Genomic DNA, 26,103 nt, shown 5'->3' with positions numbered 1-26,103 from the left:
ATTTGCGCCCTCTCGCGGCTGAGGCGCTACTTCCCCTTGCCGCGCTTCGCCAGCCTCACACCAGCTCCTCCTCCGTTCTCCGGGATGAACTCGACGCCGGCCTTCTCAAGGGCCACAACAAGCGCTTCGCCTGTTTCCGGGCGACCGCCGATAGGTTCGTCGCTATCGATCGCCTCTAGGCGTCCGACTGTCGGCTTCGAGACCCCTGACTGAACTGCGAGGTCCTCTTGGGACCATCCAAGCAAGGATCTTGCAGCCTTAATTTGTCGGATTGATATTTTTAATATTGACACAAACCCTTCTCCCCTGTGATATTAAAATTATCGAACGGCGGTAATCAAGGCAAGCGAAATGACGAACAGCACCCTCCCGGTGAACGGCGGAGCTATCCCCGCTCCTTTCCTTTCGGTGGGACGGAAGGCTTCTGTCGATGTCGCTTCGCGTTCGGCGGCCAACGACCTGTGCGCGAAGCTCTTGGCTGAAGCCCACGCCCGCACGAAGGCGGACTTCGCCGACGCACTCTCTTGCCGTGGCCGCGCTCATCACGTCGACCATCCCTAAAGCTATTACCTCGGCCTCTAGATCCGCAGCAGCTTCGGTCAGGCCCGCGTGGCCCGCACTGGCATGGCCCCGCTTTCGAACTCCCTGCGCAGCGCCGGGCATAGTGGAGCAGGCATGCTTTCCCCACCGTCAACACCACCCGCATTCGCGTTCCGGCCCGCCTGCTTCACACGGGCGACGTGACCGGCTCAAACGAAACCGTGCTTGGCGTGAGCGCTGGCGTTGCGATGCCACGCCGCAAGGTCGAAGTCTTCCTTGAGAACGCCGGTCGCCAGCGCAAGGCGGTCTGGAACGCCAGCACTATCATTGTGGTTCGACGTGGCTCGCCGGTAGCCGCCAATTGACGACGCAGATATCCCACTCTCCGACCATCTACCGACCTTCCATGAACTCCCACCTTTGACGCCGGCAAGGCTTGGGACGGGCTCACGCCAGAACAGCAACGCGCGATCGGCGTGCTCGCGCCCCGTTTCGGCACAGTCGGGCAGCGCAATGAGAATTTCCACGAAACCATTGAGGACGTCCGCAACGGCTTCGCATCGAGCCATTGGACGCATCAGGTTCAGGCAACAGCCGTTCTGGCCGCGCCTGAATATCCAACTGATCGCGAGTGCCGCACAGTCCGCATTTCAGGATTTGTGCGACCACTTCGATCCGCTCTGGCCCCAGCTGTTCGGCTAGCAAGCTCGGAAGTAGGTGAAGCAACCCTAAGCTGCCTTCCATCGCGATCGGCTGAGCGAGGGAGGAACCATACCGCTTGGCCGCAAGCGATAGTCCTTCATCCTCCTGACATTGAGAGAACGACATGCGCAACGCGGTACCGACCGCGCGGCAACGGGGAGGTGCGTCCGCGAAGAGCGGGCAGAGCGTCGCACCGGCCGCGCGATCACAATCCGACACCGTCACCCAAATTGATAAGCTGATAGTTGAGGGGCCGCCGGCACATGTCGCCCGGGCTCTAACCTCACGCGGGCCGGCCTGCTCCTGCGATAAAGCCTTTTTGGTGCGAGAACTCGAAACCAAGCTGATGGGCCATAGCGCCAGATCGGAGACGACGGGCAAGGCGTACGATCGTGCCAAGCTCGAAGCTCAGCGGCGCATCGCAGCCGCGAACCGGTGTTCGCGATACGGACTGACACGGCGCATCGCCCGGCGCACCCACTCGAACGATATCAGCAGTTTAGAGAACGACGTTTGAACCCATCGTTTACGACGAAGGATCGGCGCGGCGACCGCCGCCGAGCCACAGCAGTCGGTAGGAGCGAAGCAGCTGCGAGTTGCGCGGCGAGCAATCTGACGTGGCGTGCGATTGCGCACATTTCTTTCCAAGACATGTTGTGCGGCAGTTACAGCAATTCGCGTTCATGTTGTTAAACGCACAGCGCCCGGGGGCACCGAAAGGAAACGACACTGCAATGAAAAAGATTCTAGTTCTGACTGCCAGCATCGGCGCACTTGGTGCGGCCGCTCCCTCATTCGGCGCGGACTTGGCCGAGCAGCCTGCCAAGGTCAAGGCGGCACCGCCGGCGCTCGCAGCCCCAATCATCGATTGGTCCGGCTACTATGTCGGCGTCAATGGTGGCTGGGGAACGAGCCGCAATTGCTGGGACTTTAATGGCGTCACCTCCGAGGGCTGTCATGATTCGGCTGGCGGCACCTTTGGTGGCCAGATCGGCTATCGTTGGCAAATCTTCAACACGGTCTACGGCTTCGAAGGTCAGGGCAACTGGGCGGACTTCAAAGGTTCCAACGTTAGCACCGCCTTCCCGGCAGACACCATTGGCACCACGACAGATGCATTCGGTCTACTCACCGGCCATATCGGATACGCATTCAACTCTGTGCTAGTGTACGGCAAGGGCGGTGCTGCGGTGACCAGCAACACCTATCACGTCAACTCGGCGGCAACCGGTGCGGGTGGCAAAAACGATGATGTGCGTTGGGGAGGCGTGCTGGGCGCAGGCGCCGAAGTCAGCCTCACGCCGAACTGGTCAGCTGGCGTCGAGTATAACCACTTGTTCATGCAGCGCAGCAACATCAGCTTCCCAGCGACACTTGGCACCGATCGCGTGCATCAGGACGTCGACCTCATCACGGCTCGGCTTAACTACACGTTTGGCTCGCCGTTTGCCAGATAAAGATCCCCACGCACTTGCATGAATCGGGACCCCGACCCTTGGTCGGGGTTCTTTCCTCAAGTGCTCCTCTCCGGCCCAGCTCCAAGGCCACAGCTGCGAGCTTGTTTGAGCAAAGGCTCGCCCGCTAGATAGAGTGAGGCCGTCACGTCCAACTCGTGAGGCAAATAGCTCCCCCAGTTCCACACCCCATCGGCTTTACGAAAGTCCAAGAACCTCCATCAGCGCGATGGTAGCCGACTAGTTCAGGAGCACTTTGTTTGCGAGTTCGTGACCATGCTCAACTCGCCGGAAAGATGTGACGGTCAGCGGTCGTCGCTCAATCGAGTTCAAAGAACATCAAGGCGAATAGCCATAGTGACTGCTTGAATCCGGCTGTTCGCACCCAGTTTGCGCATCGGGTTCTTGACATGAAAATTGACTGTATTTTTGCTGATTTCTAGGATCATCCCAATTTCCCATGACGATTTTCCCTCAGCGACCCACCGCATACAACTGAGCTCCCGCTTCGATAGCATCGCTTTCTTCTCGCAAACGGTGCTGCCAGGACGAGCGATGTCGCTGTAGGCGGCGTCAAACAGACAGGCGAGCGTGTTCAGATGCCCGATGCGCTCCTGAGGATCAGCATCGTCGAAGGCGGATGCAAACGGCCCACAGATATCCGACCCAACGGGCCAAACAACGGCACGCTCATCCCATGCTTCAGGCCCCCTCTCTCGCTTCCTCCAGGACGCGCCTTTCATCCGGTTGAAGTTGATAGTGTTCGGCGAGGTGATCCCACAAAAACGGTCGCGAAAGCATCGGCGTCCGCCGGACCACTGGATCGATGGTATGGTACTTGCGCTTAAAGTACCGCTCGCACCAGTCCGGCGGCCACTTCACAGCCACAGTCGGAGGTGGATAGTCCTCTAGCCGAATTGGCTAGACGAAGTTGAGAGCGCCGTAGGCGACTTCGCTGAACCCTTCCTTGGTGGCATAGCCCACAACTAACTCGAACAGCGCCCTGAGGGGAATGCGTCTGGTTCGCGCATTCGGTGAAGCTGAAGAGGTCCATAACGGGCGTTTCATTTCGACGGCCGATCAGCGTTCTCAATTGCGCTTTGTTCAGGCGGAGCCAAATTCCAGTCCATGAGCTACACTCTACGATTGGGTGTTCGCTAAGTGCGATCGCTCGCCAGATTCAGACGTCATTCGCCGCACTCGGCGCTTTGCTGCCGGCGATTGCCTGATCGCATGGTCAAGGAGCCGGGATATCGCCATCATCCCTGCTACGAGACGAGCGACGAAGTGATTGGTCTAGGTCGCCGATAGCGAACAGACAAAAATCGGAGATCATCGCCTGCCGCCCGTTTTGTCGAACTTTGCCGTCGATGAGGACCAAACGATGCACCCATTTTACTTATGTCGGCAGTGGCAGAAGGTGGGAGGCCGCGGATTGCGCCTGGCGGCAAGGACCAAGCAGTACTAACGGCTAGATGCGAGGCCCTGTTTAGCTCGCATGACGATAAAATGCAGTCGTGCTCGGATGAGGCCTCTCGCAGTCTCGAATCCGAGCACGAGACGATCCTGTGCTCGAAATTGCGCGATATAGGTAAGGTAGAGCATGCGCCTGGCGGTGCGGGACTCGACCAGCCCCTCGTCGGTATCAAGACCTTGCTTCCAACCGAAGACAACACGAGCGTCATCTTTTTTACCAATATTGCGAATCACCGTGGCCAACTGTTCGTTCATCCTCCGCCCTGTGGCGGCGACGCGAACGCGCTCGATGAGCAACACGAAACACCCGAGGCACAAGACATATTTTTCGCATCATTGTCCGGCGTCTCATTGGGTCCGCCCGGCGTGACAGGCGCGAAAGAACCGAACGCTCAGAAGCAGGCCATGCAATAGGCGCAACGAGACCTACTCGTACTCGCGAGATCTGCTTGATGCGGAGGACACTGTGCATGCGCTTCTCCAGCAGGGAGATGACCCGGGCCAGGCGAACCAGCAAATGCCATACCAACTATTGGTTTTGCCAAAATCAGGCGTCGCAGAACTCGCTCCGAACGTGGACGACTCGTTGCAAGGTAGGTACCTCGAAGCATTCATGACATTGCGAGGGAAAGCGACACCACTATTGTGAGCCGCGAAGCGAGCTAGAGGAAGAAGTGCACTTCACCTCGGCAGCTCACTGTGGCCGGCCGCCTCAAGCCCCGCCTTTTTAGAGCGCAATCCCATTGCGACCTGGTCAAGTACCAACGTCGGCAATTGATGGGCCGATCCACACATGGCAGTCGTTGAGGAACTTGAACCAACTGCACTTCCGGCTGGGCGTGTCGGCGAAGCGCTTAGATCGGTCGAGCGGAATACAGCTAGGCCGCACCTGATGGATGAAACGTGATGAGCTTGATGGAAAAAGACGAAAATCGCCGCCAAGATCGGTGAAGCATGGCTTCTCTGTTCATCGCGATCATCTCACTGCTCTATGCGAGCGTTGGCCAGGCTGGTGGCACTGCGTTCCTGTCCGTGATGGCATTTTTTGGTATGTCATCGACAGAGATGCGCCCGACGGCACTTGGTCTCAACATTGTTGTCGCGACCTATTCTACTTGGCTCTTCAACCGCAACAAGGTCGTTGAGTGGGCAATCCTGCGGCCGCTTCTCTTTTCGTCAATGCCAGCGTCCCTTGCCGGTAGCTTAATTGTGCTGGGTGAGCACATGTACAAGACACTGACGGGGCTCGTTCTTCTTCTGGCGAGCGCAGCGATGATCATGCAGCGGGGACCAGCTGCCGGTCGCGCTCGCGAAACCCCGCTGCGGGCGAGCGTGAGCATTGGCGCGGTCTTAGGCCTCGTTTCCAGGCTGACTGGGGTCGGGGGCGGAGTGTTCCTCGCCCCGGCGCTCATCGCACTGAATTGGGCGTCGCCGAAGCAGACCCTGGCGCTATCACCGCCTTTCATATTGGCCAATTCCACAGTCGGTTTCCTCGGAGCTCTTTTCGACGGGCAATTTCCCTCACCGGATTTTGCCCTTTACGCGATCTCAGCGCTGGCGGGGGCAGTCGCTGGAACGATAATCAGCCTGAAATGGCTGGACGCCACAGGAATCAGATTTATTCTCGTGGCGGTTCTGCTCATTGCCGGCGTCCAGTTGGTTTTCGCTTGAAAGTCTCAACTCTCTCTTTAGTAGGATTGCCAGCAGATCCTGCGCGGCCAGATCGGCAGGCACCATGATGGAGGCCGCAGCGGGGTCTGGTCCGAGTGTCTTGCCTAACTCCAAAAACTGACACACGCGATCACGACATTCTGTCCTTGGAAAGAGGTCATAACTTGAGGGCGCCTTTCACCACAGCGATTTCGGCTGCAGGCTTTCGAGGATTGAGCGCTCGCTATCCGTGCGCAGAGCCGATGGATGCTTCGTCTCGGAATAGCGCGTCATTTGCTACTCGCTGGTCTTTCAGGCGACGCCGACGTTAACCCAGAGGCATCCGACATTATGGAGCTTTGTTGAGCCACGTAACTTGGCAACGAGCGATACCTACAAAGGCAATTTCAGAACGAAAACAACCCAGCTGGTGAAGCAGAATTGAATATCGCAGATAGTCTGCCCTTTGAAGCATGCTCTTGCCTTTAGCAAGACGTTCACAGTCATTCCGGATCTATGAACCGCATCGGGGCAGGAACGAGACGCCGCCGGCGAATGAAGGCGCCCCGACGCACTTCGCCGATGGCCGGAAAGTGCGCTGGGGTCGCCCCAACATCATCAGTACATCCGTGATGATGCTTGCGGCAATGAAACAACTAGCGTGGCGGAATTGAGGCTCATGTGTTCGATACTCGGGATCAAGCTTATCTTCGTGGGCTGTGCCTAAGGACTTGAATCGCACGTTGCGTCACGTTGTACTATTACGCTACTCACACTCTCATGGAGATTATCTTCCATATCACGTCCGCCTCAAAAGGAGGCGCGCGTTCGACGGGTCGGGAGCCGGGAACGACGTCTGGCGATGTCACGAAAACGCTGCGAGCGTTGGTCGTGTTGCCGCGCTATTTTCGATCCAAGTCTACGCTCAACGACTGGTGCGCCAGCACATCCGTCCAAGCGATAATTGTGTGGGACTGCCGGCAATCAAAGGCCACGCAACCCCCACTGATCTGCAACTGGCTCGCCAAACGGCCGCGTTCGCATATTTATCCACACCGACCAGTTCGCCCTGAAATGCCAGCGCGTGATCTTCAATCCGGCGCACCCGTCGCGCTACGGTCGCCTGCGTCGCGAGCCACGCAAGGACGGATTGTCGACCATCGAGGCGGCGGCGACGTTGCTGGCCGGCCTCGAGCGACGCCCTGATATCGCCTCGACGCTGAACGCCAGCTTCGAGCGGCTGTTGACACGCTACCGCGAGGTTCAGGCCGAGATGCCGGAACTGGCGCCGAAGCCGGCGCCGAAAGGCCGCCGGCGCGATTTCCGCCGTGGCAAGAAGGCTTGAGCCCCCGCTAGTTCTCGACGCTCTCCTCGTCCTCCTGCGGTCCCGCATCGGCGGCGGCGGTTCACTCAGGTTGAGCGCTTCTTCGCGCTCATCACCCGACAAGAAGATCAGGCAGGGCGTCTATCGCAGGGTCCAGGCCGTGCGCGCGGACATTCTGGACTTGATCAGTCATCACAATGCCGGTCCCTTGCGATCCAAGTGGACCAAGCCCCAGACGACATCCTCACGTCCATCGAACGCTTCTGCCGACAGCCAGGTATCGCAACGTTGCGAAGTTCTGGTTCAAGCCCACTACGTTGGTTTGACATAACGCAAAGACATTGGAGAGGGGATCTGTCACCTTTATGTCTGCCTGAGCATGGGAACGTTAGGACTTGCAGACCTCTCTTTTGAAGAAGTATTGCGATGCTCGCCTGCCTTGGTACACGATCTACCCGGCCGCGCGGGACTTTTCCGCGATGGTTGGCCCCGAGACTTGTGCAACATGGCTGTCTCGGCTGCTGCCCGACGAGCCTGTGTCACTCTACATCCACGTTCCGTTCTGTCGCTCTATCTGTTGGTATTGCGGCTTCCCTACCAGCCTTGCTCGCAGCAAGCGACCGCTTCGCAACTATTTGGCAGCAGTGCGGGATGAGATAGGCTTGGCCGCAGAGCAAGTGCCGAACGGTCTGCCGGTGAACGATGTGCATTTCGGCGGTGGGACGCCGACCACCATTTCACCTTACGATTTTCTTGCCCTGATGGAACTCCTGCGCCACCGCTTTCAGTTCAGCAAAACAGCTACCATCGCCATAGAAATCGATCCGCGTGGACTCACGGCCGAGATGGTCGAAACGTTACAAGCGGCCGGGGTCAGCCGCGCGAGCATCGGCGTGCAAAGCTTCGATCCGGTGGTTCAAAGGTCGGTCAACCGCGTCCAGAGCGAGGAGCTGACGGCTTCCGTCGTCGACAGTCTACGCCAGCATGGGATAAGACGCATCAATTTCGACCTTCTTTTTGGGCTACCGCATCAGACGGTGCGGTCCTGCGTAGACTCCGCGCGGACAGTACTGGCAATGCGGCCAGACCGGCTTGCCGTCTTTGGCTACGCTCACGTCCCCTCCTATATGAAACGTCAACGTCGTATCGATGAGACGGCGCTCCCGGATAATATTGCCCGTGCTGAGCAGGCCGTGGCTATTGCAGATACGCTGGTCTCGGCGGGCTACCACCAAATCGGGCTCGATCATTTCGCTCTGCCCGGCGACGAGCTCGCGCTGGCGCAGAAAGCTGGTCGACTGCGCCGCAACTCCCTCGGTTATTCGGCTGACACCTGCAAGACCGTGATCGGCTTAGGTCCGTCCGCCATCGGCCGGTTGCATGATGGTTACGTTCAGAACGAGATGTCGACCACTTCCTATCACGAACACATTCGGGCCGGCCGCCTGGCCACCTCAAAAGGCTATTGTCTGTCCGCCGAAGATCGCCTCCGCGCCGCAATCATAGAGCGTCTGATGTGCGATTTGCAGGCCGACATACCAGCGATCTGTGCTGCTCACGGATTTGATCCGGCTCCTCTCCTCGCTTCCGCAGGTCGCCTGGGAATGCTTGCCGATGATGGGATCGTGGACATTGAAGAGGGATTTGTCCGGGTCAAGCAGGAGCACAGATTTGTCATTCGTGCAGTTGCTGCCGCATTCGACACTTGTCTCGATCATATTCCTATTACGTAAGCCACGCATGTGAGCAGACTACAGCCACTAAGCTAGTTGCGATGGAGAGATCCGAAGAAGCGCGTCCGGGCAGACAGGTCCGATCTCGGGAATGCGCCGGTATGACAAGGCTTTCAGCTATGGCCTCGAACTGGCGAGAGCTGATGAGAGGGGCGAAAGAGAAGCGCAGGGGGTCGCTCCGGCCTACCCCGATCACCGGGAAGGCTCTCCCGCTGTGGCAGAGTGGTCTCGATCGTGAGTGCCTAATCAAACTCGGACACGATGCGCCGGCACCACCTTAGCCTTCGGCTATTTCGCGGCCGGAGCAGCTTTGCGAAGCATGGCCCTCCTCGGGGGCAGCTGCAAGCTCGGGTACTGCTGCAGCGGTCTCGACCTCAAGGCTCGCCTTTCTTCGGTCCTGCGACCACTGGCGCTCCTCCGACAGAAACAGGCCCTTCTGGTTTGGACCGGCCGAAGCCTTTCCTGGCGCCGCTTGAAATAGCCCGGGCTGCCGGCAAAGAAGACACAGGAGCAGCAGGAGGCAGAAGTGTTGAACTTTGCAGCGAATCTATTCGCGACGCTAGCACGCTGATCTGATCCAGAATCCCTTTCAGGTCCTCACGCAGGGCATCGACCCGCCGGTGGAGTTCCACGATCTCATCGTCAGCTTTCTGTTGTGCCCACCTCATCTCCGACAGGAAAGTCCTGTCCCCTGCAGGCGAGCTCATCGTTGCAGGGACGTCCTGGACTTCCGGCGTCTCGGCAAACTGTTCAAAGTTGGCCCAGAGCCAGGCGCCGCCAGAAGCACACGAACCGGCGAGGAGAACCAGCAGCACAAAAAACACTGTGAGATTTCGTCTTGACGGACTGTGCAAGAGCGGCCGCAAGTCTGAAGGGGCAGCTGGATCACTCAACTCCATTGGTGCTCGCTCAACATCCCATTCCAGCAGGTTTCTTTGTCGGTCAACGGTCTGCGATGCAGACGCGCTCTATGAGCTGGCAGCGTCCGCAATAAGCAATCCTGGCGACCTCCTGGCCGGCTGCTCCCGCTTCTTTTTACCTCTTAGGCGCAGCTTGCGCTCATCCTCGATTATTGGGTCTCGCAGCGAGCAATGGTTGTCATCTTCGTTGGTGATGGCGCGGCATTTTCTCATCATTCAGACGAAGAACCTTGCAGATTTTCTCAGCCTTGCACGAATACAAGTCGTACGCGGATTCCGGCAGCGTGTTAGCTGGAGCAGCCTCGCCTTGCGCTTTGAAGACATCAGCAACTTCATCCGGGACACCAAATAGCCTGAGCGGCTGAGCCGCCCTGTCAGATTGGACCAGCTATCAATGTTACTGTTCAACTACCAATTCCGGCGGGTTGTTCGAGGCGACGAATACCTGGCAAGCGTGACCAACGAATGCGCGCACGTCGGGGAATCGGATGCAACACAGATTATCGCTCCGGCCTCCTGGCCGGCAGGTCAGACGTTGTGCTGGGATTGCCGGATGCGCAAATTCGAGCCGCCAGATTCGCCTGAGAAAGGGGGAGCAAATGGACATTCGCAACCGTTTTGTGCCCGTGACAGCTTCGCGCTCGTCGTTAGCATTGACAAGCCGACGCTCGCGGCGCGCTCTCGGCGCACCGGCGCCATAAACATGGTTGCTATACTGGTCAATGCCCCCGAGCACAGCTTTGCAAAGCCTGAGCGGTTCTGATCGAAAAAATTGAGATCTACCGCGTCTCGCGAGCGCTTAGACACGAAAGCGCTCAGAGCGTTACTCTTGGCCAGACAGGCCGCACCGCGATCTATTCATGGCTGGCAGAGATGGAATCGAAGTACGCCGTGCGTGACTGTTTTCTTAGGACGATTTTGCCGCGGAGATGCTCCGCGGCGGCCGCACGTTCTTTCAATTTAAAACCAAGCCAAAAACAATGTTGGCTTGTTTTCGCCTTTTCGCTAGCGGCTTATCTGTTCGACAATTCCGTACTGGCACAAACGGCGAGCGGGGTTGATCCAAGTAACCACCCTGTGGATCAGGCCAGCAGAAGACGAAACGCTTCTGATCGCGTTGAAAAGCTCCGGATCAACCGGGCAATCACCTCTCCTGCCCTGGGGCCAGCACCAAGGCCCGGTGCGCTCCTCGAAAAGCGCGCACATGCGGACAGGGCTGCTCAGACAAGCAGGCAAAAGACCGACGACTTCGCAAGGTACGATAATCTGCGTGAAAAAGGATTGTGGTTCAACGTACCTGGCCCTGCGGACACGATCGATCAAGACAAGGGCGGCGTAAGATCGGCGCTTGCAGGTGTCGGAATCGGCTACATCGGCTGGACACAGAACAGCTTTGCAAACAACCTGCTGCCGAATGCTGCCAGAAGCACTATCGCGAACCAGCTTTACATGGGCCAGAATCCGACCTTCGCATCTGCAAACTTTATGATCGTCACTTACGATCTCAGCCAATTTGGCATTTCCGACGGACAGATTGTCCTAGGGGTCGAGCAGCAATACTCAACGTGGGATCGCCCGGGTCCAGATCGAGTGGGTCTCAACACGCTCGCCTACTACCAGACTTTCTTCGACAGGACCGTAGAGCTGAAACTTGGCTACCTCAGAAACCAAAATGAATTCACCGGCACACTGTTCGGAGGGATCACAGGATCGAACATGGCCGCCTTGTTTCAGGCAGGCATGAGCACCAATGCCGCACCGACGCCTGCGATCAACCTAAAGTACAATTTTGATCCCCGCTTATACAACAAGGTCTCCATCCAGCGCTCGATTAGTCCAGATGGTCCCTATGTGCAGATAACGGAAAATCCCACGGGCTTGAACTGGAGCACGCCCCATGCAGGGATTCTTCTCGTTGATGAAGCCGGTTACAAGAGCAAGGCAGCTCCAGGCGTACCCGACACCTGGCTGCGGGCGGGCGTCGGTTTCAATAGCAGCCGATACGCGAGTTTGACGGATACCTCGCGGCGGAGGGAAGACGGGAATAACTTTCACTACATCTCGGCGGACAGGCAGTTCTGGCAGAGTGATGCGAGTGGGACGCCATCTCGGGGCATCTATGGCGGCTTCTCCATGATGGGAGCTCCGGCGGAGCTGAACAGGATCAGCCGGTATTATGAGCTTCGTCTTTACGCGAGGGGGGCATTTGACAGTCGGCCCAGCGATCTGATTGCACTCGTTGCCAGCAACACGAGCTGGAGCAAATTTGCGGTGGATGCTGCCCTGGCGAAGGGCCAGCTTGCGCATAGCGATACCACGGCCATCGCCGGAACATATACCGCCCATCTTGCTCCGGGAATATATGCAGGCGTGGGACTGTCATACATCCATAACCCGACAAGCATCACACACACGCACCAGACCAAACACGCGCTCAATCTGTTGCTATCAACGTTGATATTCTTCTGATCATCGCAATCGCCATTCTGCTCCCAGCGCCTCGCGAGGTACCGGACCTCGAGCTTGACGATCTCTCGTATGGACAGCCATATCTGCGCTGGGCGAGCCCGTTGGGTCCGATCTGAGGGGCGCTAGCTGTAAAGAGATGATGAAAAAAGATATCGTTAGGTCTCCAGTGAGGATCCGGCGGATTGTTTAGAATCGGTTGATCCGCAGCACCGTCATTTCGCACTCGGCCAGCACGTTTAAGCCAGCGTGATCAAATGGCTCGCTCGAGTTGCCCGCTGCAATTGAAGCCAACCTTGTTTCTTCAGCCACCTTCGGGATAGATGCGAACGCGCTGGCGTCCCTCGCTTTCCACCAACCCGCCCCTATACGGCACTCCACGGATCTCGAAATAGGTCGGCCGTCCGGGCTGGGGCATGATGCGCTGGCCTTCCAAAACGCGCACGAGGTAAGGCGGCAGGAACCGCACTCTATGCTCCCAGCCGCCCCGGATAAGATGGCCAAGATCGACTGCACCTTCCACGGTTTGCCTTGCGCTTACGATTGGTGGCGGGCGATGCAGCGGCCGGGATGGCCCGGCTTCGTTCATCCCACCGGCGCGCGGATGATGAATCAGGCGGACATCCCTGCGACCGCCTGGTCCGAATGTCGCCGAATAGCGCTCCCCATTGATCACAAACTGACTTGGCCCGAACTGATTTGGCAGCAGATTGATATTGCCCAAAACATCGACCAGCACGTCTGAAGCCGGCTGGGAGCCGTGGCGCCAGTTGCCGTGGCGCCAGTTGGCGCCAACGATCGCTCCAATGTCCCGTAACTCCGGGGCCGCTCCCGGAGGTCCTGCGAACGACGAGGCGGCCGCGAATTCAGATGCTGGCGCGGAGCGCGCATCGTCCCGCAAGTCGTGGGGTGTGGGTGGATCCAGCTCAACGAAGGAGCCGAGACCGCCGTAGATATTTGATGATTCGGGTCGAACTGACGATGTCGATGCGGGCTCTTGCATCTGTTGCCCAAGCCAGGCCCATGCGCCCTCGCTTGGGGTGGCTGGAGTCGCAGGAAGTTCGACTGGCAGATCAGCCTGGGCCGCCCAGAGCGGCGCCGGGACCGGTGACACAGGACCGTGAATTTGCTCGCCAAGCCAATCCCAGGATCCCGCGCTATGCGCCGGCGTTGCGGGAAGCTGCTGGGACGAGCCGGGCTGCCATCCGATTTGCGGTGCCGGCATCGGCATCGATGAGCCAGCTCCGTGCATTTGCTCTCCGAGCCATTCCCAAGCTCCCACGCTCGGCGTGGCCGGCGTTGCCGGAAGCTCCTGCGGCGAGTCGGCCTGCCCAGCAACTTCCGCAAAAGGTTGACCCGGGTCCTGAGGAGGCGGCAATCCAAGTGCGCTGTTTGCCTGAAGGACTTGCTGGTAACGGCCGAGCCTGACCAGATCAGGGGTGATCTTGCCGTCCCCCGTTTCGCGCTTGTACTGCTCCACATCCTGGGCGAGGCCAGGGGGGGACAGTCGGCCGGCGATCGGCTGTCTGTCATGGGTCCGCAGCCAGTCACTCAGCCTGAACATGCGGCGAGTTTGCCTGTCGATCGTCTCTGGGTCGATCCTGGGTGTCGCCTTTTCCGCCGCCGCCCACCTGCGGATGAGGCTTGCGTCTGCATCATAAGGAGCCAGTCGACGGACATCAGCCGCCAGGCTGTTCCCGGCCCCCACCTCACGAAGCTTCTTCAAGGCCGCCTTGATGCGCCTGGCGCGGTCATTTGCGTAAGTATCGACGTCCTGATCGAGCTCAGCCTCCAGTTGGTAATTTTCCACGTCGGGATTTTCCAGCTGCGCGTTTTCCAATTCCCGGCGAATTCGATCGGCGATTGAGGGCCTGCCGGCCGTGCTCAGGCGCGCGCTCAAATGGCGCAAATCGGTCGCCGCATTCTTGATCGTGCCGTCGCTGAGGTTACCCGTCGCCTTGTTTCTGAAATCGTCGATGAGCTCCTCGTCGGCGGCAGCGACCCCGCGCGTCCGGCCCGGTTGCCTTGCATAATCAATTCGTAGATTCGTCGAAAAGGGCTCAGATTGCCCCGCCTCGCGCGAAGACTTTTCACTGCCGCTCCCTCCGAGGGCCTTGCCGATTCCCGACTTAAAGCGTGACCATAATCCTCGGCTTTTTCCGCTCTTGGTCGCCGCGGCAGGCTCCGCGTCCGAGAAGCTATAGCGTGCGCTGCTGAACAGGTCATCGCGCAAACTGGACTGCGGCGCTTGCGCCGGAGCGGGAAGCTGAGAGCGGGGAATGTCGACGCTCCGGCGCATCCCGCCTATCGAACTTTCCCTAAACGCAGCGTGTGGCGGCATCCGCATGGACCCACCCAGCTCATCCCGCCGAACTGCTCGTGCGCGTGGGGCAAGGGGCTGATCAGGCGACGTTGATTTGATTTCATCGGAACGATCGAGGCTCAAGCCCTCAAGCCGGCTTTCAAATTCAACTTCGGAGGGACTACCCTCTCGCTGCCCACTTCGGCCCTGCAGGGCAGCGTACTCCCGCAGCCAGGCTCCTGAATTGAAGAATGGGTCAACCGGATCCATCCTGCTCTCCTGATGTTTGTATTGGCAATGCAGCAATCCGTAGGGCGGTAGCAGATCGCCTAGCAAGACACGAATTCTGGATTGTTGTAGCTGCAACCTTTCGAAAAGCTGACGAGATCAGGACATTGCTGCGCGATTGACGGCCTCTTTACCCGGCTCCCCGCTTGGCGACAGGACGGGGGCGCTCCCGCTATTCGCACCTCTTCGGCCGGCCTCTTCCAGTCGACGAGATATCAATGGATTGCCCTGTCGCTCGTGAGAGGAATTCAAACATCACAGGCGGGATCAGTCAGCCGCGACAAGGATTATCGCGCAGGCACGATAGCTTCCGGCCATCGACCTTTGTCTTGAGCGACCAAAGCGAGTAGGTCCGATGCGGTAGCGCCCTCACCCGACGAGGCCTTCGAGCGGAGTACAGCTCGCCTTTGCGTCCCACCCTTCATAGCTCGGCAAGACGCAAGAAGAGCAGATCGGCGCAGCGCGCCTTCGAAGCGTGAAAGGACCTAGCCAGCGACTAGCGAGGCTTCTGCATCGATCTTTAGCTTCCGCCTCAGAGCAATGATGATTTCCCTGCGGCGGTTGAGACTTCATATTTCGAGGCCATGCGCTGCCAGCACGCGGTGCATGACGTCGCCTTTAATCTCGCTGGCGAGCTCGTTTCGGACCTGGGCTCCTAGCACGCGCTCGGCATCCGAATCGCCTAAAATACCGTGCTCGGCCAGTCGCTGATCCAAGCGGGTTTGAAACTCCTCGCCCATGGCTTCGACGAGCCGTTCTTGCATCGCTTCATATTCATCAGGAGCGATTCGTCTCAGCACCGTCTCCCACGGTTGCCAGCGGGTGGCCATGTAGCCGGTAAACTGGTTCGCTTCTTGCTCGCGGACCAAGTCCAAAGCGCGCGCTGCATCCTCGGATGTTACGTGAGAAACCGTCAGAAAGCGCATGTCAGGGGCGACGTGGATGAGCTCCAACGGCTCGCGCAGAAGATGTTGATAGGCTAAGTAGACTTCGACGTCGTCGACGTCCGGGTGCGTGGTGAAGAGCGAGTTGAGCCTGTCGCGCGCAATCCCGTCCAACACCTCCAGCCGGAACGCAACGCGGCCGCGCTGGATAAGCTCGCCGAGCCTATTATCGTACACCCCTTCCTCGACATCAGCATTAAGACGCGCGGCCCGCATCCCGTTCCAGTGCAGAGTAATACGGTCCTCGCAACTCGCGTTGGCTTCTAACGCGTGCGTGAAAAGCTGTTCGCGCAATCTCGGATTGGTCGCCGCCTGCCGCAGATCATCTGCCACGGCTTGCCGAAACTCGTCACGGCCAAAATTGACAGTCCCCCGCAGCCTTTCCAGGAACCGGGCGTAGTCCTGCGCGCCCGGTTCATCTGCAAAGTGCTGCCATTCAGACAGCGCTGCCGGATCATCTCCAAGCCAACGCGCGGCAGCCTCGTACAGAGGCACCTGTTCAAGATGCGGTGCTGCGATGTGAGCGCGGACTTCGTCCGGGAATGGGTTATCGCCGAACTCTACGTTTTGCAGCGCATTATCAAAATTCCCTGGTAGCAGATTTTCAGGCAGGCTGGTCAGTCGGTTACCGGTGAGAATTATCGCCTGGAGCCAACTTGGAACGGCTTCGGGGAGGTTGGCCAATTGATTGTTGCTGACGTCGAGTTCAACGAGCCACTGTGGGAGCGACTCGGGAAGTTCAGTCAGCTGATTGCCCCCAAGGGTGAGTGTGGTGAGGTTGCTCGGGAGAGCGTCGGGCAGCCTACTCAGTCGGTTGTTGCTTGCGTCCAAAATTCCCAGCTCTGCTGGGAGGCTATCTGGGAGACTGGTCAACCTGTTATAGCTCACGTCGAGGTGATAGAGGCTCGACGGAAGAGCGTCCGGCAAGCTTGTCAGCTGATTGTGGCTAAGAAGAAGCTCGCGCAGACCCGGCGGCAGGCTAACGGGGAGCCTGCTTAGCTCATTGTGACTGGCGCGAAGATCCCGCAGCCTCGGCGGGAAGGCGGCAGGCAAAACAGTTAGCGAGAGGGAGGACAAATCGACCGAGTCCGAACTGGTGCCGTCCGCAGCCCTGATTCGCGAGCGCCCTTGTCGCCTGTTCTCGGCTTCGCCCTGTCCTTCTTCGGCAACCCAGCCGTCCAGGATTCGCGCGCGCTCGGAGGCCGGAGTACGATACCCTGTCAGGCCCTCGACCAAATTGGCAAGGGCACGGTTGAAAACGCCGAGGTAGCTTTCCCGCTCTCCTTCATCAAAAGTATCGGGGCCGGAAGCTGCGCTCCCTTGTGTCCGTCCTGTGTCCATCACTTTTCTCCGTCATCAGAAACTTAAGGAATGCGCCTGCTGCATTGCAGGCTGAGAGCCTCGAGCTAGCACGACAATCATTCACGCAGGCGCACATGCGCAACTGGAGGCCCAATGCAGTCGAAGGGCTACAGCTTTAATCGAGCTCGAGGCGACGAATAGATCGACGCAACTGTATCGTTTGCTGCCATACGTGGGCAGATCTGTAAGACCGCCAACGTGAAAGCATTCCGCCCCTAGCAACGACACCTGTCGATCAGCTGACGAGTTTCGCTGCGGAGCAGCAAAGTCACTCGGGGCCACCCATAGCAAAGGCCAGCCTTGAATGGGCTGAAGTGGCACATGACACATGAAAGGACCGCCGCGGAGTTGAGCGCTCGAGGCCTGTGCTCTTCATTTCGCGCACTCGACCGAAATGGTTTCCTGCCTTGCCCTTGAGGTAACGTAGCGTTGCCGCGTCAAGGCTCGATTTGTAGGCCGCTCGGTCGGTTGGCGCGAAAACGGGAGGGCGGATAACGACCCGCGATTGCGACCGATTCACTGGTCCGATGAGCTGTACCAACTTTATGCCGAGCCGTCGCCGCTAGCTGCAATAGGCTGTCAGCTTGTCGAAAGATAAGTGTCGTAGGTCCTAGAGCGTGTCGTCGCCAGCTGAGTTGGCTCGCTGTGATGGGAAAGTGGAATGGATCCTTTTGAGGCAGAACAGATTGGGCGCAGCGCTGGCATCCCTTCTGCGTCGTCCGGCCAAGAGGGGGCGGAGAGCGGCGGAATGGCACAGTGGGATACGATCGCGGCAGATCTCGCAGCGAACTCCGGACATTTGGCGCGTGGGGCGGCCGAAGACGAAGATGAGCTAGAAAATTGGGTTGCCGAACAGCACGTCGGTCCTCTTGAGGACCGGGAAGAAGCCGCAAGGCGGATAAATGAGCGGACTGAAGACGCCATACTGGGTCTCCAGTCGCTGTCTCTTACCAGTCTTCCCAGACTTCCAAACGAAATCGTCGTGCTCGATGTGCCCTTTAATCGGCTTACCAATCTGCCCGACGAACTCCCAGCTTCGCTCCAACGCCTTAACTTGAGTGGCAATCAGCTGACCAGCCTGCCCGCGCTGCCGCGCGGGCTCAGAGGTCTCGACGTGAACTCCAATCGGCTAGAGAGCCTACCTGCCGTCCTGCCTTCGCAGCTTCAGTTTCTCTCCGCTAACTACAATCGCTTGCCGAATCTGCCCGAAGACCTCCCTTCTTCGCTCCGATTTCTCTACGCCAGCCACAATGAGCTGACGAATCTGCCCCAGGTTTTGCCTGGCTCGCTCGAGTTTTTTGACGTAAGCCAAAATGAAGTGATGCATCTGCCGGCGCCCCTGCCTGCTTCACTCGAGTTTCTCGACGTGAGCCAAAACCATTTGACGAGTCTGCCAGAGGACCTGCTGACGCGCTTTGGCGTTGGCACCACCATAGTTTTGACCGACAATCCGCTAGCCGCGCAGGTGCTGACGAGCTTGGATGCAGCCCTAAACGCGGAGGATTATGCTGGTCCGACCGTCCACTTTTCGCGCGACGAGGAAGGTGTGCTGTCCGAGACAGACGATGAACAGGCCGACGCGCTCGCCGAGAGGGTCGCAGACTGGCTCAGAGAAAATCCACAGGACGGCGATCAGGAGGTGCTGGCGGCGTGGCAGAGCTTTGCTGAAAACCCGGGCGCACAGGAATACGGCCTTTTCCTTGGCGAACTGTTCGACTCCGTCAATTCTGACAATGAAGAATTCCGCCTTTCGGTAGCCAATGACTTGCGGCAGGTGGCGAAAGATCCGCAATTGCGTACGCGCTACTTTCAACTGGCCCTTGACGCCAACGAGAGCTGCGAGGACCGCAGAACTTTGACCTGGAACAGCATGCAGACTGCACGCCTCATCGCAGACGTCGAGAACGGCGCCTACAACAACAAGGCCCGGCTTCCCGATCTCGTCGCACTGGGCCGGGTCATGTTCCGCCTGGACGCGCTGGAGGTGATTGCGCACGAGAAGGTTCATTCGCTACGCTCGGGTAACAACGTCGAAGACATTGATGCGATTGAGGTCTTTCTAGCTTATCAAAATAAGCTCCGCGAGCGGCTAGGACTGCAACACGTCGCCCCGAACATGCGCTTCTTTGAGGCTTCCGGTGTGACCGACGCTGACGTTGACAGCGCAGAGGCATCCGTTCGGAACCGAGAGGTGGCGGAATTCGCCGACTATTTGTCGGTAGACTGGGGACCTTGGGACGACGTCGTGCGACGCATCGCCCCCGAAGACCACGCCGAGGCGAGGGACCAGCTCATTGCTGCAATGGGGACGGAGTTCGACAGCCGGTTGCAGCAACAACTCGCCGATCAAGGTTTGATCGGGGCCGAAGCTGACCTGGTCGAAGATGCCAAGCGGACGTTAGGCCCCGCAATTCGCAAACAAATCGCCCGTGAGATCAAGGGGGCTCTTAGAGACAAAGTGCTCAATGAGCACGGCCTCACATTGTGAAGTGGCCTGTACCGTAGGCTTGCCGTTCCCGCTGGTGGCAGAGCCAGCCTGCGGATTCCGCTCAATGTCGCCAGCATTCGGAGATCATCTCGCCCACCGTTCCGCGATGATGTCGCCCGCGTGACGAGGCCTCTTCTGGCTCCGACCACCTCAAGCATCCTCAGACTGACGAAACGGCGCGATGAGTTCCCTTGATCAGTTCATCGTCAAACAGAACATGCATTGGATCAATCGTTCGATCGAGGACTACCTCGGAATCGGTGCGACGATCGACGATGTCATGGCCCTCATTGGGAAATGGCTGACGGAACGAAAACGGTCGACGCACTCCGCATCGCCAGGCGTTATCGAGCTCGGTGCGTCATGGCTCAGTTAGTTCTTTGACTCCGGAACTCTATCGTCCGACCAGGCTCTTCATGTGCCCGAGCAGGTAAGATACGAGGTTCATGATCCGCTCGTACTTCATGGCATAGCGATCGGAAGCACTTTATACCGTCGGTCGTTCTTCTCGGAGAACGCCTGCTTGAAAAGCCGCGGGCACTCAATCCAATCCCGCAGCCGTAGAGAAGCCGATGCACCCGCTCCAGCAGAGCCAACGGTTCAAGGCAATGGCTGGTGAACAGAGGGGCTTCGTCACGGCCCGCCGCCGTGCGTTTTTCGTGAACGAGCAGATCCAAATGCCCTGCTTGGCGACGGTGCGCTATCTGTTTCGCTAGGCAAACGGACGACTTTCCGAGCTCTGCGCAGATACTACAGAGCATCGCTTTTTGGTGAGTATTCCCCCAGTCCCGTTCAAGACGTGCTGTGCAGAACCCGACAGCAAATTGCGATCAAGCTGATCTGAGATCGCAAAAAGATGATGGTCTGAGCCAAGCTCGGGATCCTGGCATGTCGATTGCTACGAGGTGCCTGCTACATCATGCACCAAGTGAATCCCAAAGGTCGAGCCAGACCCAACTTGCCGTCCGAAGCAAGTTCCTACATAGAAGCGGCGCTGTTAACTGCCGCTCCGTCAACGGAGCCAGGTCATGCTGATTGACACATCCGAAATCCTCGCCTCCATTCGCATCAATAAACAGGAAGCGCAGGAGCGCCCGACCGCGGCGCTATGCGAATGGCCTGGTTGCAAGAATAAGGCTGCGCATCCCGCGCCCAAGGGCCGCGGCAATGCGCGTGGCTACTGGCACTTTTGCATCGGGCATGTCCGCAAATACAATCAGTCCTATAATTTCTTCTCGGGGATGGACGCGGAAGCGGTCGCCCGTTACCAGAAGGATGCGCTGACCGGTCATCGTCCGACCTGGAAGATAGGCGAGAACATCACTGCTAGCAAAGGGACCGGCAGCACTGCCAATTTCGAGGACGACTGGCATACCCTCTGTACGCTCGCCGAGCTGAACGGACGCGCCAGTGCCCGCCCACGCGCGAAGGCCAAGCCCGAGGCACGCGAGATTTTCAATGCCCGAGGCAAAGCGTTGCAGGTGATGGGCCTCGATGCCAATGCGACGCTCGGCGACATCAAGGCGAAGTACAAGACGCTCGTTAAACAGCACCATCCTGATGCCAATAGCGGCGACCGATCTGGCGAGGACCGCCTAGTCGAGATCATAAAGGCGTACAAGTACCTGAAGACGGTGGTGCGCGAGAACTAGCCCAATTTCATTGGCGCTCAGCGGTGCTTCAGAGAGCTCTAGTCTTGCCGGGGCTCTGCAGTTTGACTTTCCTGACCTACCCTTCGGCCAAGCATGATAAGCAGCTTGTTTTTTTCCGCGCAGCGCCAGCAATAAGGAAAAGATACGGCTAGACCGTGCGCAAGTGCGACTGTATCGGCCCGGCGCGCCGAGTTTGTGAGATGCCAGACGTTCTGTCCCGTCCCGACAGTCGAGCCGCTACCACAGGCGGTTCCATCTCGAAGCTTCGCCAGGAGTGTCGGTGGGGCCTGACAGGGACCGCCGCCGTCGATCTGATCTCCGCGTTATCCGAAGTAATACTGCCGTTTCCTCACCGTCACTGTTGCTTTGTGTTCTCTCGATGCCGGTCAGTTGTTATCCAGTCTGTGGCACCTCCAAAGAAAGCTTTCAGCGACCATCTCGAGGCTTGGCTATCGGTCAATTGATAGGAGTGAGGTTCGCGGCCTGAGGGGTTAGCCCCTGCCCCGACGGATCTATATTCGGCATAGTAACTCGTGCTCAAGGAGCTGGTTTTGCCCGGATCCCATTCTCGCCAGCCCTCCGCAACGACGCGCGCATCTATCTTTGTCGACAGAAAGATCACTGTGGCGTAAGGCCGCCAGGGCCGGCCCAACGCGATGTCGCGCGCCGCAGCGTCGGCACTTAGGAGGCAATGATCAAAAACAAAGCCGCTGTCCTCATCCGGAGCTGCCTTACTCTGGGCGGTAAAGACGACCGCTTGATTGGCGATGCCGTGCAACTCACACTGTCGGAACCAGGCCTTGGCATTGCCAAAGACGAAATCGACATGCCCTTCGATGTAGCAGTTCGAGAAGTATTGGCGTGACATTCTGCCGTTTGGACCCTTGCCGGCAAAAAGCGTGTCCTGGGCGCCGAGCAGGCGAACGCGCGTAACGACGTCCTTGTCTCCGGTAACGGAAAGTGCAACCGCTTGCGAGCGTGGATTGGCCGGATTGAGGGCGTAGTCATTCTGGATCGACAAATTGTCGAGCCGGAAGTCATCCCCAGTGGCACTCAACGTCGCCGAGCGGGCGGTTCCTCCTACATTGATAGCGCCGTCGCCATACACAATGACGGTATCCTCCGGATTGCTACCAGTCCCTGAGAGATGAACGCCGGATTTGGGGATTATGACCTTCTCACGATAGATGCCCGGCGTGATCAGGACATTCCCGCCTTCCGCCGGCAAAGCATCGATGGCTTGCTGTACGGAATGATAATCTGCATTTTCGGCATGCGACACCAACAGTGGCTGAGCGTAAGCCGCCGGGATCCAGAAACATCCCGCCAGAACTACAGCGCGGCGAACGAACATTCTCATGTGATCTTACACTTCGTTCAGTCAGCGGCACCTTGGGCGCAGTTGGTAAGCGTGTCTCAGCGGGACAGCCGCCGCGCCCAGCCAACACATTTTTCGCGCGAAATCCGCACCTCCACGTCAGGTTCGCATCCGAGCTTGGCAAGCCGTCGGACAATCGTAACAGAAGGCAGGACAAGAAGCTCACCTTCGTCAACACCGTCGTTTTGACTACGCGTAACTCACCACCCGAGTTCGCCGGCGGATGCCGTGCTTACCCTTTGCCGTCGCGGAATGCCCCGGAACAAACCTCGGACCCGCGCAGCAGCGGTCCTGCAGCTCGCCCCGGCAGCGGCGGCGATACGTCGGACTGATCTGCGGTGACTTTCGCGTGCTCAACTTGCCAAGTCGCGGTCCTGGAAAATCGGACATCTTCGAGTGTCACGTCAAGTGCATGCCCCTCGTCTAGGCCGCGCATCAGCAACAGACCGGTGTCACCATGCACGTGACGGAGAACGATTTGCCGATAGACCGGAATCTTAGTGCCTTGAGCGCGTGGATCATATTTTGCGTCGAAAGACACCGGCCACCGGTTGCCCCGCAGGCACACGTACTCATAAGTCACACCTTCGACCAGACCGCCTCGACTAACATCGCTCTTGATGCGCAGACCCGACGTCGTGCCGTCCAATGTCAGATTGCGCACCAATATGTCTCTGGCACCGGAATTCACCTCACTGCCGATCGACATGCCATGCCCCGACCCGAAATAATTATCGATAATCGAGATATGGCTGCTTGAACCATTGTCGCCGGCCTTGATTGCGACGTTGTCGTCTCCCGTGCGGATCAAGCTGTGGGTGATGGTCACATCCTGACTCGCGCCAACGTCGATGCCGTCAGTGTTGCGGGCATCCGCGGGCGTATCGATCGAGAGGCCCCAAAATGTGGCACCTTCGCCCCGGTTCATCGCGATATGAAAATTGGGAGCGTTGCGCAAGGTGACACCAGAGAACGTGATGTTTTGCGCTTGATCGATCTGGATCAAGCGCGGGGCGTTCTGGTGGCCGCCTTCGGCTTGGGCGCGCCGGGCAAGCTGCCACCACGTCTCCGCACTGCCGGCAATCAATGCGCCGCCCTGACCATCGATGATGCCTTCTCCGTAGATGCCGCCGCCTCGCGTCTTAGAAAAGCTGATGAATGGCCGGCAACCATCGCCCTTGTCCGCAATGCGCCCACATTGTCCGAGACCCTTGTCGTAAGCAGCAGGTTCGGGGATGGCAATCAGCGAGGCACCACGTCCGACCCACAACGTCACGCCCGATTTCATCTCGAGTGGGCCCGAGCGGAATTCGCCACGCCCTAAATACACGGCGGCTCCGGAAGGACATTGATCGATAGCATCTTGCAACATGGTGGTATCTTGCTTGCCAGACGGCACGGGGCGGTCGCACACCGTCTGAGGTGCAACAGGTTCACTGATAATCCGGCGGTCTTGGGCTTTCGCTGGTGGGAAGCCAAGCAAAGAGGTGAGTACGGACAATATTGCCAAATTACGAAAACGCTTTCTCATCGATCTCCTCGTGTTTTGTCCCGCGCATCTCTAGCCGTTGCTGTCTATTGCCGAGCACTAGCTTGATCGAGCCGCCGCGCCAGGTACTGGCCGACGCAAGATGACATTTATAAGACGCGGCATTGGCCCGGACCGCGCGCCCCCAACGGTAGCACTCCGCGCTAACGCAATAACGTGGTGTGGGATGCCTAATGCTGTAACCGCTTCGTTAAACGATCAGCAGAAGCTGGATGCCGGGAACAAGCCCGGATAAAGACCTCGTCTCACCTCGCATCGGCCCGCAGCAGCGTATCCACTGTGATCGTGCCCCGCGCCCGTGAGACGCAAGTGCGGATCTTCGTGTTGCTTTGCTTCTGGTAATCGCTGAAAACGACGTCGCGATGGTCGCTCTCGCCGTCGACGGCGACGACGTCGATGGCGCAGAGGCCGCATTCGCCGCGCTTGCCGTCGGATATCACCTCGAAGCCGCTGGCGTTGAGCACGTCGAGCATCGAACGCTCGCGCGGAATCTCGAGCTCCACATCGGTGTCCTTCAGGCGCACGCGAAAGGTTTCGGTCGGCAGCGTGCCGCTGGAGCCGAAGGTCTCGTAGCGCAGATCTGACAGCGGATGGCCGGCGCCGATCCAGGCGTGGCGGGCGGCATCGAGCATGCGCATCGGGCCGCAGAACAGCGCGAGGGTGCCCTTCGGCAGCGAAGCGAACAGCGCGTCGAGATCGAGCCGCTTGCCCTCGCCGCTGGCATGGACGACCAACCGATCACCCAGCAGGCCTGCGATGTCATCGAGATAGGCGGCATCCGCACGCCCGCGCACGGCGTAGTGCAGCGTGACATCAGAGCCGCGGCGCGGCAGCAGATCGCGCGTCGAGACCAGCGTTGCGGGAATCCAGGTTTCGATGAAGCGCATGGTGCCCTCAATCGGTTGTGGTCTTGATCAGCGCGAGCGCCGGCAAGAGGTCGAGATGGGTGCGATTGCGCAGTGCGAGGCGGAGATTGCGCACGGCAAGCCGGGCGTGCTCGCGCATGATCGCTTCGGCCCGCGCTCCCTCGCGGTTCTCGATCGCGTCGATCACGACGCGGTGGTGCTCCTGCCCGATGATCAGGATCTGCTGCGCCTCCGGCAGCGCCGACTGGGCCATGACGAAGCCGCTCGGCGAGGCAAACGGCAGCGCGGAGGCGCGGTCGATCTGCCGGATCAGCGGCGGGCTGCGCGAGAGCTCGGTCAGCAGGGCGTGGAAGCGCGCGTTCAGCGTGACATAGGCCGAGAAGGCCTCGATCGAGATCGGGACCTGACGCAGGAGATCATCGATCGCGAGATGGCATTCTTTCAACGGCTCCAGCTCGCGCGCGGAAACGCCGCGCTCGGCGGCGAAGCGTGCGGCAAGGCCCTCCAGGGTGCCGCGGAGCTCGATGGAATCGGAGATGTCGCGTTCGGAGAACGCCTTCACCATGAAGCCGCCGGAGGGGATCGCCTCCAGCAGCCCCTCCTCCTCCAGCCGCACCAACGCCATGCGCACAGGGGTGCGCGAGGCGCCCGTGGTCTCCACCGCCTGGAGCTCGGAGATGCGCTCGCCAGGCCGCAACGATCCGGACAATATCTGGTCGCGCAGCGCGAGCTGCGCCTTCACGGTCTGCGAGACGGAGCGGTCGACCTCGGCCATGCCCTACTCCGCGGCCTGCAGATGCTGCGGCCCGTTTTCCTTCGCCACCATCTTGTCGATCAGCTTGCGCATCCACATCGCGCCGGCGTCGATGTTGAGATTGTAAAAGATGCGGTCCGGGTTCTCGTCCATGGCGCGCTGCTGCGCTTCCAGGATCAGCTCGTCCTCGCGGAAGATGCTGGAGACGCCTTCGCGGAGTTCGGTGGTGAGGCGCTGCTCGCCGAGCCGGTAATT

The 26,103-nt window shown here is 59.0% G+C and carries 20 protein-coding genes and 2 pseudogenes; 10 read left to right on the top strand and 12 right to left on the bottom strand.

The features are described from left to right. Positions 1–26: 26 nt before the first annotated feature. On the bottom strand, positions 27–293 hold the full coding sequence (locus tag BM222_RS32460) for a helix-turn-helix domain-containing protein (protein WP_092237677.1): 267 nt from the start codon (positions 291–293) through the stop codon (positions 27–29). A 1,073-nt stretch (positions 294–1,366) separates the two neighbouring features. On the opposite strand from BM222_RS32460, the gene BM222_RS40515 reads away from it, so the two are divergent. Together BM222_RS40515 and BM222_RS32455 are read left to right on the top strand one after the other, a co-directional pair. After that, complete coding sequence (locus BM222_RS40515) at positions 1,367–1,759, top strand: hypothetical protein (protein ID WP_143106127.1); 393 nt, start codon at positions 1,367–1,369, stop codon at positions 1,757–1,759. A gap of 217 nt (positions 1,760–1,976) precedes the next feature. Then, positions 1,977–2,699 (top strand): outer membrane protein, encoded by a 723-nt coding sequence (locus BM222_RS32455; RefSeq protein WP_092237674.1) that lies wholly within the window; start codon positions 1,977–1,979, stop codon positions 2,697–2,699. Between the two features lie 326 nt (positions 2,700–3,025). On the opposite strand, the gene BM222_RS42465 is transcribed toward BM222_RS32455, so the two are convergent. The 3 genes from BM222_RS42465 to BM222_RS40510 all read right to left on the bottom strand — a co-directional run bounded on the left by BM222_RS42465 (position 3,026) and on the right by BM222_RS40510 (position 4,427). Then, the gene (locus tag BM222_RS42465; RefSeq protein WP_244547347.1) at positions 3,026–3,439 is read right to left on the bottom strand and encodes a LuxR family transcriptional regulator; all 414 of its coding nucleotides are present in this window, start codon (positions 3,437–3,439) and stop codon (positions 3,026–3,028) included. Then, a complete protein-coding gene (locus tag BM222_RS42460) occupies positions 3,399–3,578 on the bottom strand; it encodes an autoinducer binding domain-containing protein (RefSeq protein ID WP_244547346.1) in 180 nt (59 codons plus the stop codon). Before BM222_RS42460 ends, BM222_RS42465 begins: the two co-directional genes overlap by 41 nt. 582 nt (positions 3,579–4,160) lie before the next feature. Continuing rightward, positions 4,161–4,427 carry a hypothetical protein gene (locus BM222_RS40510; RefSeq protein WP_177243594.1) on the bottom strand — a complete coding sequence of 89 codons (267 nt, stop codon included), beginning with the start codon at positions 4,425–4,427 and terminating at the stop codon, positions 4,161–4,163. A 699-nt stretch (positions 4,428–5,126) separates the two neighbouring features. Here BM222_RS40510 and BM222_RS32440 point away from each other — a divergent pair. The 3 genes from BM222_RS32440 (at position 5,127) to hemN (ending at position 8,879) form a co-directional block, all read left to right on the top strand. Beyond that, positions 5,127–5,843 carry a sulfite exporter TauE/SafE family protein gene (locus BM222_RS32440; RefSeq protein ID WP_092237671.1) on the top strand — a complete coding sequence of 239 codons (717 nt, stop codon included), beginning with the start codon at positions 5,127–5,129 and terminating at the stop codon, positions 5,841–5,843. 1,021 nt (positions 5,844–6,864) lie between these two features. Beyond that, positions 6,865–7,167 (top strand): DTW domain-containing protein, encoded by a 303-nt coding sequence (locus tag BM222_RS32435; protein WP_502690973.1) that lies wholly within the window; start codon positions 6,865–6,867, stop codon positions 7,165–7,167. Positions 7,168–7,541: 374 nt separating this feature from the next. Then, on the top strand, positions 7,542–8,879 hold the full coding sequence (gene hemN, locus BM222_RS32430; protein ID WP_092237668.1) for an oxygen-independent coproporphyrinogen III oxidase: 1,338 nt from the start codon (positions 7,542–7,544) through the stop codon (positions 8,877–8,879). Positions 8,880–9,253: 374 nt separating this feature from the next. On the opposite strand, the gene BM222_RS32425 is transcribed toward hemN, so the two are convergent. Beyond that, on the bottom strand, positions 9,254–9,703 hold the full coding sequence (locus BM222_RS32425; RefSeq protein WP_244547345.1) for a hypothetical protein: 450 nt from the start codon (positions 9,701–9,703) through the stop codon (positions 9,254–9,256). A 490-nt stretch (positions 9,704–10,193) separates the two neighbouring features. Here BM222_RS32425 and BM222_RS32420 point away from each other — a divergent pair, with 490 nt between their 5' ends. Together BM222_RS32420 and BM222_RS32415 are read left to right on the top strand one after the other, a co-directional pair. Then, positions 10,194–10,562 (top strand): hypothetical protein, encoded by a 369-nt coding sequence (locus BM222_RS32420; RefSeq protein ID WP_092237662.1) that lies wholly within the window; start codon positions 10,194–10,196, stop codon positions 10,560–10,562. Between the two features lie 110 nt (positions 10,563–10,672). Next, positions 10,673–12,268 carry a carbohydrate porin gene (locus BM222_RS32415; protein ID WP_092237659.1) on the top strand — a complete coding sequence of 532 codons (1,596 nt, stop codon included), beginning with the start codon at positions 10,673–10,675 and terminating at the stop codon, positions 12,266–12,268. 301 nt (positions 12,269–12,569) lie between these two features. On the opposite strand, the gene BM222_RS32410 is transcribed toward BM222_RS32415, so the two are convergent. Both BM222_RS32410 and BM222_RS32405 read right to left on the bottom strand, forming a co-directional pair. Beyond that, entirely contained in the window at positions 12,570–14,564 is a 1,995-nt protein-coding gene (locus BM222_RS32410; protein WP_244547344.1) for a hypothetical protein, read from the bottom strand. Positions 14,565–15,424: 860 nt separating this feature from the next. Continuing rightward, a complete protein-coding gene (locus BM222_RS32405; RefSeq protein WP_092237656.1) occupies positions 15,425–17,140 on the bottom strand; it encodes an NEL-type E3 ubiquitin ligase domain-containing protein in 1,716 nt (571 codons plus the stop codon). Positions 17,141–17,822: 682 nt separating this feature from the next. Here BM222_RS32405 and BM222_RS32400 point away from each other — a divergent pair. The 3 genes from BM222_RS32400 to BM222_RS32390 all read left to right on the top strand — a co-directional run bounded on the left by BM222_RS32400 (position 17,823) and on the right by BM222_RS32390 (position 21,301). Then, positions 17,823–19,649 carry an NEL-type E3 ubiquitin ligase domain-containing protein gene (locus tag BM222_RS32400; RefSeq protein WP_092237653.1) on the top strand — a complete coding sequence of 609 codons (1,827 nt, stop codon included), beginning with the start codon at positions 17,823–17,825 and terminating at the stop codon, positions 19,647–19,649. A gap of 181 nt (positions 19,650–19,830) precedes the next feature. Next, entirely contained in the window at positions 19,831–20,025 is a 195-nt protein-coding gene (locus BM222_RS32395) for a hypothetical protein (protein ID WP_092237650.1), read from the top strand. 652 nt (positions 20,026–20,677) lie between these two features. Beyond that, a complete protein-coding gene (locus BM222_RS32390) occupies positions 20,678–21,301 on the top strand; it encodes a DnaJ domain-containing protein (RefSeq protein ID WP_092237647.1) in 624 nt (207 codons plus the stop codon). Positions 21,302–21,656: 355 nt separating this feature from the next. On the opposite strand, the gene BM222_RS32385 is transcribed toward BM222_RS32390, so the two are convergent. The 5 genes and pseudogenes from BM222_RS32385 to BM222_RS32365 form a co-directional block, all read right to left on the bottom strand. Further along, the gene (locus BM222_RS32385) at positions 21,657–22,655 is read right to left on the bottom strand and encodes a pectinesterase family protein (protein WP_244547343.1); all 999 of its coding nucleotides are present in this window, start codon (positions 22,653–22,655) and stop codon (positions 21,657–21,659) included. Positions 22,656–22,911: 256 nt separating this feature from the next. Continuing rightward, positions 22,912–24,210 carry a glycoside hydrolase family 28 protein gene (locus tag BM222_RS32380; RefSeq protein WP_092237640.1) on the bottom strand — a complete coding sequence of 433 codons (1,299 nt, stop codon included), beginning with the start codon at positions 24,208–24,210 and terminating at the stop codon, positions 22,912–22,914. Positions 24,211–24,473: 263 nt separating this feature from the next. Next, positions 24,474–25,061: pseudogene (locus BM222_RS32375) on the bottom strand (flavin reductase family protein); the annotation flags it as partial. 61 nt (positions 25,062–25,122) lie between these two features. After that, entirely contained in the window at positions 25,123–25,869 is a 747-nt protein-coding gene (locus BM222_RS32370) for a GntR family transcriptional regulator (protein ID WP_092227309.1), read from the bottom strand. A gap of 3 nt (positions 25,870–25,872) precedes the next feature. Beyond that, a pseudogene (locus BM222_RS32365) lies at positions 25,873–26,103 on the bottom strand (aromatic ring-hydroxylating dioxygenase subunit alpha); the annotation flags it as partial.

Source organism: Bradyrhizobium sp. Gha (assembly GCF_900113735.1).
Classification (GTDB): domain Bacteria; phylum Pseudomonadota; class Alphaproteobacteria; order Rhizobiales; family Xanthobacteraceae; genus Bradyrhizobium.
Note: the sequence above shows the minus strand (reverse complement) of the source record. Positions and strands in the feature narration are given on the sequence as shown.

Excerpts from the sequence above, each read along its gene's own strand:
- BM222_RS32415 (WP_092237659.1), top strand. The coding sequence starts at position 10,673 with ATGGAATCGAAGTACGCCGTGCGTGACTGTTTTCTTAGGACGATTTTG.
- BM222_RS40515 (WP_143106127.1), top strand. The coding sequence starts at position 1,367 with ATGCGCAACGCGGTACCGACCGCGCGGCAACGGGGAGGTGCGTCCGCG.
- BM222_RS32440 (WP_092237671.1), top strand. The coding sequence starts at position 5,127 with ATGGCTTCTCTGTTCATCGCGATCATCTCACTGCTCTATGCGAGCGTT.
- BM222_RS32405 (WP_092237656.1), bottom strand. The coding sequence starts at position 17,140 with ATGGACACAGGACGGACACAAGGGAGCGCAGCTTCCGGCCCCGATACT.
- BM222_RS32455 (WP_092237674.1), top strand. The coding sequence starts at position 1,977 with ATGAAAAAGATTCTAGTTCTGACTGCCAGCATCGGCGCACTTGGTGCG.
- BM222_RS32390 (WP_092237647.1), top strand. The coding sequence starts at position 20,678 with ATGCTGATTGACACATCCGAAATCCTCGCCTCCATTCGCATCAATAAA.
- BM222_RS42465 (WP_244547347.1), bottom strand. The coding sequence starts at position 3,439 with ATGAAAGGCGCGTCCTGGAGGAAGCGAGAGAGGGGGCCTGAAGCATGG.
- BM222_RS32400 (WP_092237653.1), top strand. The coding sequence starts at position 17,823 with ATGGATCCTTTTGAGGCAGAACAGATTGGGCGCAGCGCTGGCATCCCT.
- BM222_RS32410 (WP_244547344.1), bottom strand. The coding sequence starts at position 14,564 with ATGCGCCGGAGCGTCGACATTCCCCGCTCTCAGCTTCCCGCTCCGGCG.
- BM222_RS32385 (WP_244547343.1), bottom strand. The coding sequence starts at position 22,655 with ATGTTCGTTCGCCGCGCTGTAGTTCTGGCGGGATGTTTCTGGATCCCG.
- BM222_RS32420 (WP_092237662.1), top strand. The coding sequence starts at position 10,194 with ATGTTACTGTTCAACTACCAATTCCGGCGGGTTGTTCGAGGCGACGAA.
- BM222_RS32370 (WP_092227309.1), bottom strand. The coding sequence starts at position 25,869 with ATGGCCGAGGTCGACCGCTCCGTCTCGCAGACCGTGAAGGCGCAGCTC.
- BM222_RS32395 (WP_092237650.1), top strand. The coding sequence starts at position 19,831 with ATGAGTTCCCTTGATCAGTTCATCGTCAAACAGAACATGCATTGGATC.
- BM222_RS40510 (WP_177243594.1), bottom strand. The coding sequence starts at position 4,427 with ATGAACGAACAGTTGGCCACGGTGATTCGCAATATTGGTAAAAAAGAT.
- BM222_RS32380 (WP_092237640.1), bottom strand. The coding sequence starts at position 24,210 with ATGAGAAAGCGTTTTCGTAATTTGGCAATATTGTCCGTACTCACCTCT.